Annotated in this window: 15 protein-coding genes; 3 read left to right on the forward strand and 12 right to left on the reverse strand. The window is 37.8% G+C overall.

Annotated features, from left to right (window positions below):
- Positions 1–173 precede the first annotated feature (173 nt).
- The 3 genes from RI845_RS17875 to RI845_RS17885 all read right to left on the reverse strand — a co-directional run bounded on the left by RI845_RS17875 (position 174) and on the right by RI845_RS17885 (position 2,312).
- The gene (locus tag RI845_RS17875) at positions 174–1,490 is read right to left on the reverse strand and encodes a hypothetical protein (protein ID WP_348387530.1); all 1,317 of its coding nucleotides are present in this window, start codon (positions 1,488–1,490) and stop codon (positions 174–176) included.
- A complete protein-coding gene (locus RI845_RS17880) occupies positions 1,474–1,947 on the reverse strand; it encodes a c-type cytochrome (RefSeq protein ID WP_348387531.1) in 474 nt (157 codons plus the stop codon). The genes RI845_RS17875 and RI845_RS17880 overlap by 17 nt, the downstream gene beginning before the upstream one ends.
- A 65-nt stretch (positions 1,948–2,012) precedes the next feature.
- Positions 2,013–2,312, reverse strand: a complete 300-nt coding sequence (locus RI845_RS17885; protein WP_348387532.1) for a c-type cytochrome — start codon at positions 2,310–2,312, stop codon at positions 2,013–2,015.
- Positions 2,313–2,493: 181 nt separating this feature from the next.
- On the opposite strand from RI845_RS17885, the gene RI845_RS17890 reads away from it, so the two are divergent.
- From RI845_RS17890 to RI845_RS17900, 3 genes are read left to right on the forward strand one after another with little or no spacing between them, the layout of a single operon-like run.
- Positions 2,494–3,948 carry a protein adenylyltransferase SelO gene (locus tag RI845_RS17890; RefSeq protein ID WP_348387533.1) on the forward strand — a complete coding sequence of 485 codons (1,455 nt, stop codon included), beginning with the start codon at positions 2,494–2,496 and terminating at the stop codon, positions 3,946–3,948.
- A 10-nt stretch (positions 3,949–3,958) separates the two neighbouring features.
- Positions 3,959–4,255, forward strand: coding sequence for a DUF3630 family protein (locus RI845_RS17895; RefSeq protein ID WP_348387534.1), 297 nt, complete (start codon positions 3,959–3,961; stop codon positions 4,253–4,255).
- Positions 4,256–4,269: 14 nt separating this feature from the next.
- Positions 4,270–4,542 (forward strand): hypothetical protein, encoded by a 273-nt coding sequence (locus tag RI845_RS17900; protein ID WP_348387535.1) that lies wholly within the window; start codon positions 4,270–4,272, stop codon positions 4,540–4,542.
- 198 nt (positions 4,543–4,740) lie between these two features.
- Here RI845_RS17900 and RI845_RS17905 read toward each other — a convergent pair whose 3' ends face one another.
- The 9 genes from RI845_RS17905 to hfq all read right to left on the reverse strand — a co-directional run bounded on the left by RI845_RS17905 (position 4,741) and on the right by hfq (position 15,303).
- Positions 4,741–6,981, reverse strand: a complete 2,241-nt coding sequence (locus RI845_RS17905; protein ID WP_348387536.1) for a hypothetical protein — start codon at positions 6,979–6,981, stop codon at positions 4,741–4,743.
- Between the two features lie 302 nt (positions 6,982–7,283).
- On the reverse strand, positions 7,284–7,814 hold the full coding sequence (hpt, locus tag RI845_RS17910) for a hypoxanthine phosphoribosyltransferase (RefSeq protein WP_348387537.1): 531 nt from the start codon (positions 7,812–7,814) through the stop codon (positions 7,284–7,286).
- Positions 7,815–8,158: 344 nt separating this feature from the next.
- Complete coding sequence (locus RI845_RS17915) at positions 8,159–9,406, reverse strand: malic enzyme-like NAD(P)-binding protein (RefSeq protein ID WP_348387538.1); 1,248 nt, start codon at positions 9,404–9,406, stop codon at positions 8,159–8,161.
- A gap of 479 nt (positions 9,407–9,885) precedes the next feature.
- The gene (locus RI845_RS17920; protein ID WP_348387539.1) at positions 9,886–11,184 is read right to left on the reverse strand and encodes an adenylosuccinate synthase; all 1,299 of its coding nucleotides are present in this window, start codon (positions 11,182–11,184) and stop codon (positions 9,886–9,888) included.
- A gap of 145 nt (positions 11,185–11,329) precedes the next feature.
- Positions 11,330–11,518, reverse strand: a complete 189-nt coding sequence (locus tag RI845_RS17925) for a DUF2065 domain-containing protein (protein ID WP_348387540.1) — start codon at positions 11,516–11,518, stop codon at positions 11,330–11,332.
- Between the two features lie 79 nt (positions 11,519–11,597).
- Positions 11,598–12,482, reverse strand: coding sequence for a protease modulator HflC (gene hflC, locus RI845_RS17930; protein ID WP_348387541.1), 885 nt, complete (start codon positions 12,480–12,482; stop codon positions 11,598–11,600).
- Positions 12,483–12,484: 2 nt separating this feature from the next.
- Entirely contained in the window at positions 12,485–13,639 is a 1,155-nt protein-coding gene (gene hflK, locus RI845_RS17935; protein WP_348387542.1) for an FtsH protease activity modulator HflK, read from the reverse strand.
- Between the two features lie 99 nt (positions 13,640–13,738).
- A complete protein-coding gene (gene hflX / locus RI845_RS17940) occupies positions 13,739–15,025 on the reverse strand; it encodes a ribosome rescue GTPase HflX (RefSeq protein ID WP_348387543.1) in 1,287 nt (428 codons plus the stop codon).
- A 32-nt stretch (positions 15,026–15,057) separates the two neighbouring features.
- Positions 15,058–15,303 carry an RNA chaperone Hfq gene (hfq, locus tag RI845_RS17945; RefSeq protein ID WP_348387544.1) on the reverse strand — a complete coding sequence of 82 codons (246 nt, stop codon included), beginning with the start codon at positions 15,301–15,303 and terminating at the stop codon, positions 15,058–15,060.
- Between the last annotated feature and the right edge of the window lie 65 nt (positions 15,304–15,368).

The following is a 15,368-nucleotide window of genomic DNA, read 5'->3' on the forward strand; positions in this document are numbered from 1 at the left end:
AAATCTCAATATGTAACTTACATATTGCATAAGTTACTCCTATGTTAACAGCGGTGCAATTGAGATAAGAGCTTAGTTGATTCAGATCAAGGTAAAAATAGGAAAGGATTGCCCAACCCCACAAAAAGGAGGCTGAGCTAATTTTTTGTGTTTAAACACAGTGAATTGTTTTATTAACGTACAACCATCATAGAAGCACTTTTTGGATTCGATAGTAAATCGGCAAATACTTGCCAACGCTTTTGTGCATCGTCACCACTTCTAAATTCAACATAATCTTTAACCAAGTCTTTACCTAGGTTGTAGTTGATTACATAGGCACGGTAGCGCTCAATAAAGCCAACACGTTGATTTGACTTATCTGCTGTACTTAACTCATATTTCATTAAGAATGCTGCTGCTTGCTGCTTATCAATTTGACCATCCAAATAACGCTTGGCTGCCACATTCCCTGCATAAGATAGTTTCCCTAAAATGCTCTCTACTTGATAGTAAGCTTCTGCTTTTTCAGGGTCTAAGCCCGCTAACGGAAATAATATCGCTTTTTCAAATGCCATACGCTCGCTATGACTATAAGCCACTTCAATGCCGTAGTTCGCGCTACCCTCAGCTAATAAAGAAAGCGGTGAGTACAATGGATAAACCGAATATTCCAACCAGCCTTTGCCATTAACCAAGTGTTTTTCCATTAATGAGTTAAACACGTGATGACCGGGGTAACCTTCGTGGCTAGCCAAATCTATTGCTCGGTCTATTTGAATTGGAAAATCAGTATTTACTTGAATTAAACTAAAACTGTTGCCTTTATACCAGTTGTAACCACTCCATGGTTTGTCGTTCACATATTCAATAGTAAAAGACTCTTCGGCTGGTAATTCAATATTTGCCTTAGTGCGCTTTTGTGACTCTTCAATCGCCGCAATAAACACTTTTCCAAGTTTATCTAATGGGATCACAAACTGATCTTTGAATGCTTTTAAGCGAGGGTTTAACTCTCCCTCACCGGGTAATAATTTATCTAGTTCAGCTAATGCTTTGTCAAAGTCTGCTTCGGTTAAGTTTGGCGATTGCGCATCATAAAGTGCCATAGACTCTTGATCAAAGCTAAATTTCTTGCCGTTTAATTGTTCAATAAATGCTTTAACAGAGCGAACCTGAACCACCAACATATCTTTACGAAGTTGCTCGCCGGCAATGGCGTTAGAATTATTTAGATCATCTTCCAATTGCACAGCAAAATTTAACAACTTATCTAAAGGTAACTTTTCAGCTTCTTCTTGCCACTCTTTAGGCCCGTAGTAGGCATCAATATAATAATTCTGATGCTTCCCCACATGCAGCGCTAACTTAACGTATCGTTCAGCCAGTTGATCCATACTTACTTCTACCTTAGTCGTTTCATCTTCAGAACCTGAATTTCCACCACATGAGAATAATGTAATAGTTAACAGCACTGCGATACATTTTTGAGCATTAATTAGAATTTTCATTCGCTTCTCCAGTTACGTTGGTTTGCGAGAGACCTGTAGAAATATTGGCATAATATTTCGCTAATTCAAGCATATCATCTTCATTTAATCGACTTACCATACCTTGCATAATCGAATCTTTTCGACGCCTGTACTTAAATGCTAACAGTTGCTTAAGTAAATATTCTTGATGTTGGCCAGCTAGGTTGGGGTAAATAGGCACAGGAGAATGCCCTGTTTTGCCATGACAAGGTGCACAAAAATCAATTTGGGTGTTCAACTTTTTTTGCTTTAATAATAATTGCTGCTCATCAAAATCAACTTCTTGTTCAGCAATATGAAGCATATCTGGGTTTGATGTTTTGGCTGCAATTTTATCTGATGGCTCTAGTTTAGTTGGCTCTGGCGGGTTAATTTCAACAGCATATGACAACATGCTAAAGGAGAAAAAAATAAAAAATTGGATTAATTTCATCATATAAAAAAGTTAAATTTAGGGCACAAAAAAAGCGCATTATATGCGCTTTTATATCTTAATATCACTTATTTGATGCTTGCGTAATATGCAGATAAGTTAGCGATATCAGCGTCAGTTAATGGCATAGCCATACCTGACATTACTGGGTCTTTACGAGTACCAGTTTTGAAGTCTTTAAGTTGCTTGGCAAGGTAAGCTTCTTTTTGACCCGCTAAGTTAGGGTACATTGGTACAGCTGAAATGCCTGTAGCACCGTGACAAGCAGCACACATGGCTGATTTTGCTTTTCCGGCTTCTGCGTCTGCAGCCATTGATGGGGCAGTCATAACTACTGTTGCAGCTAATGCTAGAGCTAATTTTTTCATAGATAAATACTCTTCTTATGTTAATAAACTTTATGTTAACTGGATTGATTATATGAAAAAAAGTTTACCCTGTCTGCGATTATTTTGAATAATAACTTGATATTGCTTAAATTATTTGCGTATTTGTTACACTATTCGATAAAATTGAATCAGAAAACCCATTGTAAATAAGTTGTTAACATTGAAATTTTCAAATACCTATCACCAATTAGGTGACAAATTTTATCAATCGGCGATGCCGGCACAAGTGTCTAAACCAAGCTTATTGTTTTGGAATGATACCCTTGCCGAGGATTTGTGCTTATCAACTTCATTTTGTCAGGATAAATCTGAACTTGCTCAATATTTTTCTGGTAATAAAATAATCGCTGGTGCAGAGCCCGTGGCACTTGCTTATTCAGGCCATCAATTTGGTCAGTTCAACCCTTATATGGGAGACGGCCGAGCTCATTTATTGGGTGAAGTAACCGACGTAAACAACATTCAACGAGACATACAACTGAAAGGCTCTGGGCAGACGCCCTATTCACGAAGAGGCGACGGCCTTTGTGCCATTGGCCCTGCGATTCGTGAGTTTATAATGAGTGAAGCTATGTTCGCATTAGGCGTGCCTACATCTCGTTGTTTAGCCGTTGTTGCTACAGGTGAAACCGTATATCGTGAATTGCCGAAACCCGGCGCAGTTGTTACTCGCGTAGCTGCCAGCCATATACGGGTAGGTACGTTCCAACATTTTGCTGCTAGAGGTGATGTCGATTCATTAGCCGCCTTAACTGAATATACAATTAATCGCCATTACCCAGATATAGACACTAAAGCTGACGGGTATATTTTAGAGTTTATAAAAGCCGTGTGTACCAAACAAATTGACGTTGTAGTGCAGTGGATGCGCGTTGGATTTATACATGGCGTAATGAATACTGATAATTGTGCTATTTCAGGAGAGACCATCGATTTTGGTCCTTGTGCTATGCTCGGCGCTTATCATCCCGGTACAGTATATAGCTCTATTGATAAAAATGGCCGTTATGCCTTTGCCAACCAACCTAATATAGCCCAATGGAATATGGCACGTTTTGCCGAAAGCTTAATTCCTCTTATTGATGAAGACAGTGAACAAGCGGTCAAATTATTAGAGCCTATTATTTTGCAGTTCGCTGAAGACTTTAATGATGCGTACTATACAATGCTCGCTAAAAAGCTTGGCGTGCCTGAACTATGCTTAATAGAAAAAGCGTTTATCAAAGAGTTTCTTGATATATTGCAAACTCAAGAGCTCGATTACACCCTTACATTTGTACAACTGACAGAGTCTTTAAGTGATAGTGAGCAGGCAGAATCTTTAAATGCTACGCTTGGCAAGTGGTATAACAAATGGCGAGATTTGTTGCAAAAAATTAGTATTGATAACGCTACAGCGCAGTCATTAATGCGTGAACAAAACCCTGTTGTAATCCCAAGAAATCATCATGTAGAAGCGATTTTAAATGAGTGTGAAACCAGCGGTGACTTAAGCTCAGCAGATCGGTTTTTACAGGTGTTAAGATCTCCTTATAAACAACAAATACATACCAGTGATTTTCAAGACTTACCTGAAGATGGTGACGTAAACTACCGTACGTTCTGTGGAACTTAATGGAAATACAATGCAACAAATAAAAACAGCCACATTAGATAACGACAATTTACTACTCATTGTTTTCACCAAACAGTGGGATCTAGATGATATTAATTTCCTTTCAGAGTGTGTATTCAAGCAATTACCCGATTATCAATTAAAAGAACGCGTTCAAGGCGCAGATCGAGAATATTTCCGCTTTACGTATAACAATGCATACCTAATATTGCACTTTGAAAGCTATAGTGAATCTTGTTGGATAGAACCTGAAGATCAACTTGAAAACCAACAGTTGATGAAAATTAGCTCATTATTAAATTCCTAAATTTGGAGCGTTAAATGAAATTTATTTTACTGTTATTAACATTGTCTTTAACCGCCTGTGTTTCAATTCAAGAAAAAAAGGAAGCGAATGTTACGCCACAATTAGCTGACAATTTAGATGAGGGAAATTACAAAGACGAAGATGACGATGTGGTTATTATGATGGGTAACTGCAAAGGATTAGAGAATAGCGATTATTGTGATTCTCTTAAAAAGAAAGAAGCAGATAATCAAAAACAACTTGATGAGTCACTTAAAAAGCACAGTAAAAAACAAGATAACAAGTAACCCGTTTCCTGAACTTGTTTCAGGATCTATAATCGGGAATAAAGTTATCTGTTTTCTTATACCGTGTCGCTCTAGTAATGACTCATAAATGACATTATCTATTAAAGTGGAATAACTTTACCAATGTACGGCAAGGGATTAAAAGGATCTGGTAATTCAGATCCCTAATTTATCTGGAAGCCCAAGTGTTAGAAGTTTTTACATAAAAAGTCGATCAATTGAAGTTTTATAAACAAATTCACCACCGGCCAGTAAAATATGCAAAGTATTATCATTATCAATGATAAAAGATTTAGAATATTTGAACTTAGGGAATTGCTTTAACAACTTAAAATCACTTGCCCTATATATGCCTAATGTTGTAACAATGACATTTTTATCCCCATCGATAATTTTTATTTCTTCATTCACATCTGAGTCTTTTCCATTATCAAATTCATGCAAAATTATTTCTGGATTTTCTCTATCCATAACCAAATGAAATGTTCCGATTAAACTCAGCTGACTATCATCTTCCAATCCTATTGGCAGAATAGGTCGATTATAAAATATTTCAGTTTTTTCTTCTGGAAGGAGAATATTTGTTGCAGCGTTCGGACTGTTAATCAGATCATAATAACCTAAGGATAAACCACTGTTTACAAAAAATATTTTGTTAATATCACTACTAGAAACTATTCCTTTAGTAAAATATGCGACATCTCCTAAATCTTTGTCTGCGAAGGTAGAAAATTCGGAGTTGTTTAGATTAAATATGGCTGATTTATCACTTCCAGGAATGACTATTGCGTTATTATTACAGCCTATTTCAGCATTTGTAAGTGGCTTGAAAATAGAATAGTAAGAATGCTTGTTAGTTAATGAAAAACTATTTTGGGCATTAAATTCATGCAAACCGCTATTTGATCCACTTGTTAGAATAAATAGTTTCTCATTAATAAAACATAAATCTTCGACCCAAACATAAGATTCTATGTTTAAGTTTTTGCTAACACTACCATCTAAGTTAAATACGTTCTTATTTCCATATCCCCAAATAGTATTTGTGCTTTGTGTATAAAATAATTTATTAGCACGTTCAGGCAATTCATAAATTACGTTATCGCCAATACCAATATAGTGATTACCACTTGTTCTTTGCCAATATGCCGTACCAAATGTTTCAGCAGTATACCTTAAGCCAACAACATCTTGATTTACGTCGTCCTTGTTAAAAGAAGTGTGAATAATGTTTGAGGTAACTGTATCATCTAAGTTGACACCAGAAGCGTTATCTAGCAATCCAATGTTGCCTCTTTTTAAGATTTTATTAAATACAACGGTTACATCAGTTACTTTTTCTAATGAATCTAATTGGTTTGCAGGAGTAATATCAATAGCCATCAGAGGGGTTTTATCATGCATGTGAGCCAACATTAAGTGATCAAAGCCGATGTAAAGCAAATCCCCTTCATAACCTAGAGTATAGTTTTGTTCTACTTGAGATTGATTAAAATAAAACTTACTACCTGAAGATTGTTCTTCCGCTTTGATAACGTCTTTGTTTAACGTAAGTTCGATATATCCATCTACAGTTTTGTCATGTGCAATGCTTTTATCGTAATCATAATCATATGTTCTACCTTGGCGACTAAATTGACCTATTACCCCCCACTGTTCATTTAAAAGCTGACTAATATAAGTCCCTTGAAAACTGATTGAATACTCTTCTCTTTCCTCACCCAAGTATGTTTGAACTTGTGCTAAATCTAAATTTGAAACACTTTCTTGTTTTAGTTTATTGGCTAGTTCATCGTAAACTTCAAGGTTAAAATTGCTAACTTTAATGTCTCGACCTTTTTCCTGAACAATAGCCAAATGGTACGTGTTTTCACTTTCTTGCCACACAGTGTTTGTACTAATAGAGAGTTCAAAACCAAATTTATTCAATTCATCTAATGATGTTCCAACACTAAAGTTATTAGATAAAAGCTTGTAACTATATGAAGATAGCGCATTTTTCTCGTGATATTTTTGGTAAATAAAACTCTCTCTGCTATGTACCTCGAACTCTAAGTTTATCAATCCTGAAAGAATTAACTCATCATTGCCAATATTTCTGAAGCAGTTTTGAAAGTCTAGTATTCCTGTAGTCACGCCATTAGAGGTAACTTTATCGGTAAAATTAACAACACCACCTTCTTTACAATGGCGGGTATTGACATTATCTGGGGAGTGAAAAAACCATAAAAGCTCTGCTTCAAGCAAGTCGACCATCGCAACAGGGCCTTCAACTAATGTTGTCGATATATTGACAATATCAACACTTAACTCTTCTGAAAATTTAAAATTTTCTATTTCGTTTTGATCATTTAGTTTTGTCCCTTTGTCAGAACCACCGCCTCCACATCCGCCAAGCATTAAAGAGATAAACAATATTATTATTTTTGAAAAGTTCATATTAGTATGGTCATGATTTAAATATTAGAAAATATTGCATGTACATATATTATTATCAATAGTTAAAATAATTTGTTCTGTTCAATTGATAATTAATAGATAATTAATAGATAGTTCATCGCTAATCATGATTAGAGGAGGGGCTATTGAATAGCCAGAATGGCTACCATTGGAACGATTTTAATTATTGTGTAGCATCAAGCGGCTACACTATCAAAATTAATAGACGTTAAGTTTTCAAAGTCTTAACGTCTAAAGTGATGCGTGTTTGATTAAGAGATTACTGACCTGATGAAAGCTATCTAGTCTAGTGGAATCACCTTACCAATGTACGGCAGGTTACGATATTTTTGTGCGTAATCAATCCCTACGCCTACGACAAATTCATCCGGTATTTCAAACCCTATCCACTTAACCCCTACAGGTACTTCTCGGCGTGACGGTTTATCAAGTAATGTACAAATTTCAATTGAGTTAGGCTCGCGTAAACTCAGAATTTGCATTACTTTGCTTAACGTATTACCAGTATCAATAATGTCTTCAACTAACAGTACATCTTTGCCTTGGATGTCATCATCTAAATCTTTAAGTATATGAACGTCACGAGAGCTTTCCATATTATTGCCGTAACTTGAAGCGGTCATAAAGTCGACGGTGTGATTTATATCTATTGCTCTTGCCAAGTCGGCCATAAATACAAATGAACCACGCAATAACCCCACCATAACCAGATTGTCACGGTCTTTGTAAAACTCGGTTATTTGCTTGCCTAATTCGGCGACTCTTTTGCTGACTTCTTGTTCAGAAATCATAACTTCGACTTTATGTTTCATGTTGTTCTCGTGTTTTACCAAATAGGTAATAAATAAATTAGTGTAACTATAGCGTGTACCATGAATTATGGCGATATGATTTTAAGGTGAGCAGACTTTATTGCCGTTTTCAACATGGAAGTTGTATATGCCGTGAACGCAAGGATGCGTAGAAACGGCCCATGGCAGTTTTGGACATGGATGTCCTATATAACGTGCATCCAGGAGTATAGAACGTATTGCATTCCATCATCCCTGAAGTTACAAACTTAATGCCATCCATGGCAGTTTGCATTCCATCATCCCTGAAGTAAAAAAGCAGCATATAAATGCTGCTTCGCTTAAGGTTGATGTTAATTTGGTTGCTACGCCATGCCCATATAGTTTTTAGGCATATCTACTGCAGCAACGCCAGTATCAACCGCTGCTTTAGCCACTGCATAAGCAACACGTTCAAGTAGTCTTGGATCCATTGGCTTTGGAATAATGTACTGTGCGCCAAATTCTAAACTCGCACTACCACTGGCTTTTAATACTTCTGCCGGTACTGGTTCTTTAGCAATTTCACGAATAGCATGTACGGCTGCAACTTTCATTTCGGCATTTATTGTTCTTGCTCTAACATCTAGAGCACCACGGAAAATAAATGGGAAACAAAGCACGTTATTTACCTGGTTAGGGTAATCTGAACGACCGGTTGCCATAATTAAGTCATCGCGAGTCGCATGGGCCAATTCAGGCTTTATTTCAGGATCAGGGTTAGAACATGCAAACACTACTGGTTTAGCAGCCATAAGGCTTAATTGCTCTGCTGAAAATACATCTGGCCCTGAAACACCAACGAAAACATCAGCGCCATCAATGGCATCTTCTAAAGTGCGTTTATCGGTATTGTTAGCAAATAGTTTTTTATATTCGTTTAAATCATCGCGGCGAGTATGAATAATGCCTTTGCGGTCAAGCATGTATATGTTTTCACGTTGCGCGCCACAGTTAATTAATAATTCCATACAAGCAATGGCTGCGGCACCTGCGCCCATACATACAATTTTTGCATGCTTTAATTGTTTGCCTTGAACATCCAGTGCGTTGAGCATACCAGCGGCTGTAACAATAGCTGTACCGTGCTGGTCGTCATGAAATACTGGTATTTTACAACGTTCAATTAACGCTTTCTCGATAGCGAAACATTCTGGAGCTTTAATATCTTCTAAATTGATGCCGCCGAAGCTGTCAGCAATATTGGCAACGGTATTAACAAAATCTTCAACTGTTGTGTTTTTTACCTGAATATCAAATGAGTCGATATTCGCAAAGCGCTTGAACAACAGTGCTTTACCTTCCATTACAGGCTTTGATGCCAATGGTCCTAAATTTCCTAACCCTAAAATTGCAGTACCATCTGTAATAACGGCAACAGTATTACCTTTATTGGTATAGCGATACACATCATCAGGATTTGCCGCTATTTCACGTACTGGCTCAGCAACACCCGGACTGTATGCAAGCGCAAGATCTTCAGCTGTTTCTGCTGGAGTTGTCAGGGCTAGACTAATTTTACCAGGAGTAGGATGTTCATGATAATCGAGAGCTTGTTGACGGAAATCAGCCATGGTGTGTACCTTTTAATGGAATGAGTTGATACCTAAGTATAGGTGTAATGTTAACGAATTTTAGGGTTTGTAATAGTACCTGAAAACTTTTATATAAGTTACCGATAATTATAACTTATTTGTTATAACTCATATCAATTGTAGGTATAGACATAAATTAAAGTTATGGGCGCAAAGCAAACAACGCTCCATTTTCTATAGGGAAATTGTATATGCCGCTGTGACATGGATGTTGATAAGCGGTCCCCGGCATTTTTGCTTATAGCTCTTCCCTGAAGTTACAAACTTAATGCCGTTTTCAACATGGAAGTTGTATATGCCGTGAACGCAAGGATGCGTAGAAACGGCCCATGGCAGTTTTGGACATGGATGTCCTATATAACGTGGATACAGGAGTATAGAACGTATTGCATTCCATCATCCCTGAAGTAAAAAAAAGCCCCGCAAGTGCGAGGCTTTTTTAAAAACGTTTTGGTTAGTTATTCTGAAAAAGGATTAACTAAAACCATTGTCTCATTACGGTCCGGACCAGTTGAAATAATATCAATTGGAACGCCAGTAATTTCTTCAAGACGTTTAATGTAAGCAATTGCATTAGCTGGTAATGCATCAACGCTTGTAGCGCCAACAGTATTTTCAGACCAACCAGGAACTGTTTCATAAACTGGAGTGATGTTTTCATAACCTTCTGCAGCCATAGGCGGTACAGTTAGGATCTCACCTGACTCAGTTTTGTAACCAGTACAAATTTTAAGTTCTTTTAAGCCATCTAATACATCTAGCTTAGTTAAACAAAAACCTGTAATTGAGTTAACTTGTACTGCACGATGCATTGCAACGGCATCAAACCAACCACAACGACGTTCGCGTCCAGTAGTTGCGCCAAACTCATGGCCAACCGTACCTAAGTGATGACCAATTTCATCATCAAGCTCTGTAGGGAAAGGACCTGAGCCAACACGAGTAGTGTAAGCTTTAGTGATACCTAAAACGTAATCAAGGTTACATGGACCAAAACCACTACCAGTAGAAACACCACCAACAGTAGTATTTGAAGAAGTAACGTATGGGTAAGTACCGTGGTCAATATCTAGAAGTGTACCTTGAGCACCTTCAAACATAATTGAGTCACCAGCTTTACGTGCTTGGTCAAGTATTTCACTAATGTCTGCAGTCATTGCTTTAATGATATCGGCAACAGCTAACGCATCTGCTAATACAGTATCAAAGTCTAATGCTTCTGCTTTGTAGTAGTTAGTTAAAACAAAGTTATGGTATTCCATAATTTCTTTTAACTTCTCAGCAAATGTCTCTGCATTGAATAAGTCGCTTACACGTAAACCACGGCGAGCTACTTTATCTTCGTATGCTGGACCAATACCACGACCAGTTGTACCGATAGCTTTTTTGCCGCGAGCTGCTTCACGAGCTGCATCGAGTGCATTATGGTATGGCATGATTAATGGACAGGCGTCGCTGATTAGTAAGCGCTCACGAACCGGAATACCTTTAGCTTCAAGCATTTTGATTTCTGTCATTAGTGCTTTAGGACACAATACAACACCATTACCAATCATACATTTTACGTTATCACGTAAAACACCAGATGGAATAAGGTGTAACACGGTTTTTTCACCGTCTATTACCAGTGTATGTCCAGCATTGTGACCACCTTGATAACGAACTACAAATTTAGCCTTATCAGTTAGTAAGTCAACAATCTTACCTTTACCTTCATCACCCCATTGGGTGCCAAGAACAACGACGTTTTTGCCCATAATAATAATTTACATATTTCGAAAGAAAATTAGGCGGGGATTTTAACAAACAAGCATGACTAGATCATCAATTTTATTTATTTTTTTGTAGTTAAATTGTTAACCACGTGCTGACACAACGGCTTAACTAATTGAAAATGAAAATTTAGTTGTTCAAAAACAACAGGATGCCACCAATAACGACAAGTACTAAGCCAATTTGACGGATGTTATTTGGTTTTTCCTCGGCAAGTTTTAAGATAAAACTGCGCCAACGATTTGGAAATAGTAACGGGCCAATGCCTTCAAAAACAAGCATTAACGCAAAAGCACTTAAAAATAACTCTACCGACATTTTTAACCTATTTGTATCGCTGAAATAAAATAGCCCACCAAATGGCGGGCTAATATTAAATTTTTTAACAGAAGATCTATTACTTACCTGACTTAGGAGCCTTTAAGTAATGGAAAAAGTCACTGTCTGGTTTAACAACCAAAATGTCACTTTTAGAACTAAAGCTGTTCTCATAAGCTTCTAAACTTCTAAGGAATGAGAAAAACTCAGCATCTTTGCCATAAGCATCAGAATATACTTTAGCTGCTAGTGCATCGCCTTCACCACGTAGAGTGAACGATTGCTTTTTAGCATTTGCTATCATTACCGTTACTTTTGCATCTACCGTTGCACGTAAAACTTCAGCTTTCTCTCTACCTTGTGAACGATGCTCTTGTGCCACTGCTTGACGCTCTGCACGCATACGTTCATAAATAGAATTACTAACTTCTTCAGGTAAGTTAATACGCTTAACACGTACATCAACCACTTCGATACCTAAATCAGCTTTACTTGATTCGGCACTAAGCATTGCTTCTTCCATTAATGAATCACGATCACCAGAAACAATTTGTGCAATTGTTCGACGACCAAACTCAGTACGTAAACCGTTGTTCACTTTTTGCTTTAATAACGCACTCGCATTGTCAATATTACCGCCAGCGGTACGAACGTAGAAGGTAGAAAAATCAACGATTTTCCATTTCACGTATGAATCAACTAATACGTCTTTTTTCTCTGCCGTAACGAAACGATCAGGTGCGCCATCAAGTGTTTGAATACGAGCATCAATTTTATTCACTCGTTCAATAAATGGAATTTTAAAATGCAAACCTGGCGAAAAGATACGCATTTCGCCTGTGCTATCACGCTTAATTTTAGAGAATTGGAACACGATACCGCGCTCGCCTTCATTGATAACGAATACTGATGAAACTGTTAATAGACCTAGTGCTACTAGGATAATAATTGCAAAGTTTTTCATGATTAGTTATCTCCTCGGCTGAAACGATCAGCACGGCCAGATAACGAATTCACAGTTGAATTTCTACCTTGTTGTACTGGTGCTTGCGTCATCGGATTGATTTCTCTTTTAAAAGGTGACGTTTGATTTTGCTGCTGCATTATTTTATCCAGTGGCAAGTACATCATGCTATTACCGCCATCTACATCAACCATAACTTTTGAAGTATTAGAATATACTTTTTCCATAGTGCTAATGTATAAACGCTGGCGCGTAACTTCTGGTGCCGCTTTATATTCTGGTAAAAGTTTCTCAAACTTGGCTACTTCACCTTCAGACGCTAAAACAATTTGCTGCTTGTAAGCAATCGCATCTTGTTCCATACGTTTAGCACGACCACGAGCCTCTGGCTCTACTGATAGCGCATAAGCTTCTGCTTCTAATACAAAACGCTCTTCATCTTCTTTTGCAGCATTCACGTCATCAAATGCGTCTTTAACTTGCTCAGGCGGGCGGGCATTTTTAAAGTTAACATCCGATACAATAATGCCCATGTTGTATGCTTCGATAACTTTGTCAAGTTCAGCCCATACCGATTGACGAACTTGTTCTTTACCAGTTGTTAATACATCATCCATTTCAGAATGACCAACAACATAACGAATCGCACTGTCAAAGGCATGCTCTAAACTGTTATCAGCATTAGTTACGCTAAATAGGTAATTACGAGCATCGATAATACGGTACTGAACGGCCATCTCTACTCGAATCAAATTCAAGTCTTCCGTCATCATATAACCGTCAGCAGGAAGGTTACGGGTTGTTTGTACATCAACAGGTATTACTTTTTGTACAAAAGTAGGTTGCCAATGAATACCTGGATCAACTAAACCATTAAATTCACCAAACTGTAACACTACGCCACGCTCTGCTTCTTTAATGGTATAGAAACCACTTACAGCCCAAACAACAACGGCAATCGCAATTACGATACCAGCGCCAAAGCTACTGAAACTACCAGAACCGCCAGATTTCCCCGGCTTATTTCCACCAAAAATCCCGCCAAATTTATTGCCAAGATCTTTCAATAGTTCGTCTAAATCTGGTGGCCCTTGATCACGACCGCCTTTATTTTTCCAGGGATCATTATCGTTTTTCCCCGGTTCATTCCAAGCCATTCTGCTCTCCGTTTGGTGCAATGTTTAAAAAATCTAAAATTAGTAAATATGTTAGTACATATCTATTCATTATTCTGATACTTCAATAGTAACAGCAGCTTAATTCAGGATAAAGCCCTCTAATTCGCTTTTACCTGCTTTCAACAATTTATTCCATTCTCGCAATGGTAATGTTACATCAAGTAAACAATTACCCTGCTCGTCATATGATTCATCTTTTATACAGTTTAGTTGGTATAACGTACCACGCAATTTTCCAGCTGTAGCCGGTATTTTTAATGTGTGCTTAACAATATCGGTTGCTAGCAATTCGGACAAAGCGTCATTTAGTAACTCTAATCCTATATTTGCTCGCGCTGATAACCAAACTCTGATCGGCTTACCTTGATCATCTCGATCAATACGTGGTGCTATATCATGTAAATTATCAATTTTATTACACACCAACAACTGTGGTATTTCGTTCGCCTCAATTTCTTCTAGTACCGCATCAACTTGCGCCATGTTATCTGCGCGGCGTTCATCAGCAATATCTACAACATGTAATTGCAAGTCAGCTTCTCTTGTTTCAGTCAGCGTAGCTTTAAAGGCTGCAACTAAATCGTGAGGTAAGTGACGAATAAATCCTACGGTATCAGCTAAAATAATTCGGCCCACATCTTCTATATGGAGCTTTCTTAGCGTTGGATCAAGGGTAGCGAACAATTGATCGGCTGCATACACATCAGCATTGGTAATGCGATTGAATATTGTCGACTTGCCAGCATTGGTATAACCCACTAACGAAACTGTAGGTATTTCAGCTCTTTCACGTGCTCTGCGGCCTTGATGACGTTGCTTTTCTACTTTTTCTAAACGACCACGAATATTGTGCATACGATCGCGAAGTAGACGTCTATCAGTTTCTAATTGAGTTTCACCGGGCCCGCGTAAGCCAATACCACCTTTTTGTCTTTCTAAATGCGTCCAACCTCGAATCAATCGAGTGCTCATATGACGAAGTTGGGCAAGTTCAACTTGCAACTTACCTTCGTGAGTACGAGCGCGCTGGGCAAAGATATCAAGAATTAACGTAGTTCGGTCAATTACACGACACTCGCACAACGCTTCTATATTTTTCTCTTGAGACGGGCTAAGGACATGATTAAATAAAATCACATCAGCATTATACAAATTCACTGCTTCGCGAATTTCTTCAGCTTTACCACTGCCAACAAAAAATTTAGTGTGAGGGGTACTTCGTTTACCAGTAACAACAGTTAAAGAATTTACACCAGCAGAAGATACTAGCATTTCAAATTCTTGTAGGTCTTCACGGGCGTTTTCTTGCGGAAAATCTATGTGAACGAGTACAGCTTGCTCACCTGCTTGATGTCTATCAAACAAATGAGCAATTCCAATTCAATTTCATTAAGGTGTTATTCCCCCGGTTGAGCAAATTCAGCCGGATTAGATGTATTAACAGCGCGAGACGGTACAACCGTAGAGATAGCATGCTTATATACCATCTGGCTTACCGTGTTTTTTAGCAAAATTACAAATTGATCAAATGATTCAACTTGGCCTTGCAGTTTTATACCGTTGACTAAATAGATTGCCACGGGAATGCGATCACGACGTAAAGCATTCAAAAATGGGTCTTGTAAAGATTGACCTTTTGCCATTGTATTGGCCCCTTATTGTTATTGTTAATCCGATTTACGATAACCAAATTAGAGTAAATTAATTG

Source organism: Thalassotalea nanhaiensis (assembly GCF_031583575.1).
Classification (GTDB): Bacteria; Pseudomonadota; Gammaproteobacteria; order Enterobacterales; family Alteromonadaceae; genus Thalassotalea_A; species Thalassotalea_A nanhaiensis.

What these genes read in the sequence shown, in the direction of transcription:
- RI845_RS17875 (WP_348387530.1), bottom strand. Translation starts at nt 1,490, where the DNA reads ATGAAAATTCTAATTAATGCTCAAAAATGTATCGCAGTGCTGTTAACT.
- RI845_RS17880 (WP_348387531.1), bottom strand. Translation starts at nt 1,947, where the DNA reads ATGATGAAATTAATCCAATTTTTTATTTTTTTCTCCTTTAGCATGTTG.
- RI845_RS17885 (WP_348387532.1), bottom strand. Translation starts at nt 2,312, where the DNA reads ATGAAAAAATTAGCTCTAGCATTAGCTGCAACAGTAGTTATGACTGCC.
- RI845_RS17895 (WP_348387534.1), top strand. Translation starts at nt 3,959, where the DNA reads ATGCAACAAATAAAAACAGCCACATTAGATAACGACAATTTACTACTC.
- RI845_RS17900 (WP_348387535.1), top strand. Translation starts at nt 4,270, where the DNA reads ATGAAATTTATTTTACTGTTATTAACATTGTCTTTAACCGCCTGTGTT.
- RI845_RS17905 (WP_348387536.1), bottom strand. Translation starts at nt 6,981, where the DNA reads ATGAACTTTTCAAAAATAATAATATTGTTTATCTCTTTAATGCTTGGC.
- hpt (WP_348387537.1), bottom strand. Translation starts at nt 7,814, where the DNA reads ATGAAACATAAAGTCGAAGTTATGATTTCTGAACAAGAAGTCAGCAAA.
- RI845_RS17915 (WP_348387538.1), bottom strand. Translation starts at nt 9,406, where the DNA reads ATGGCTGATTTCCGTCAACAAGCTCTCGATTATCATGAACATCCTACT.
- RI845_RS17920 (WP_348387539.1), bottom strand. Translation starts at nt 11,184, where the DNA reads ATGGGCAAAAACGTCGTTGTTCTTGGCACCCAATGGGGTGATGAAGGT.
- RI845_RS17925 (WP_348387540.1), bottom strand. Translation starts at nt 11,518, where the DNA reads ATGTCGGTAGAGTTATTTTTAAGTGCTTTTGCGTTAATGCTTGTTTTT.
- hflC (WP_348387541.1), bottom strand. Translation starts at nt 12,482, where the DNA reads ATGAAAAACTTTGCAATTATTATCCTAGTAGCACTAGGTCTATTAACA.
- hflK (WP_348387542.1), bottom strand. Translation starts at nt 13,639, where the DNA reads ATGGCTTGGAATGAACCGGGGAAAAACGATAATGATCCCTGGAAAAAT.
- hfq (WP_348387544.1), bottom strand. Translation starts at nt 15,303, where the DNA reads ATGGCAAAAGGTCAATCTTTACAAGACCCATTTTTGAATGCTTTACGT.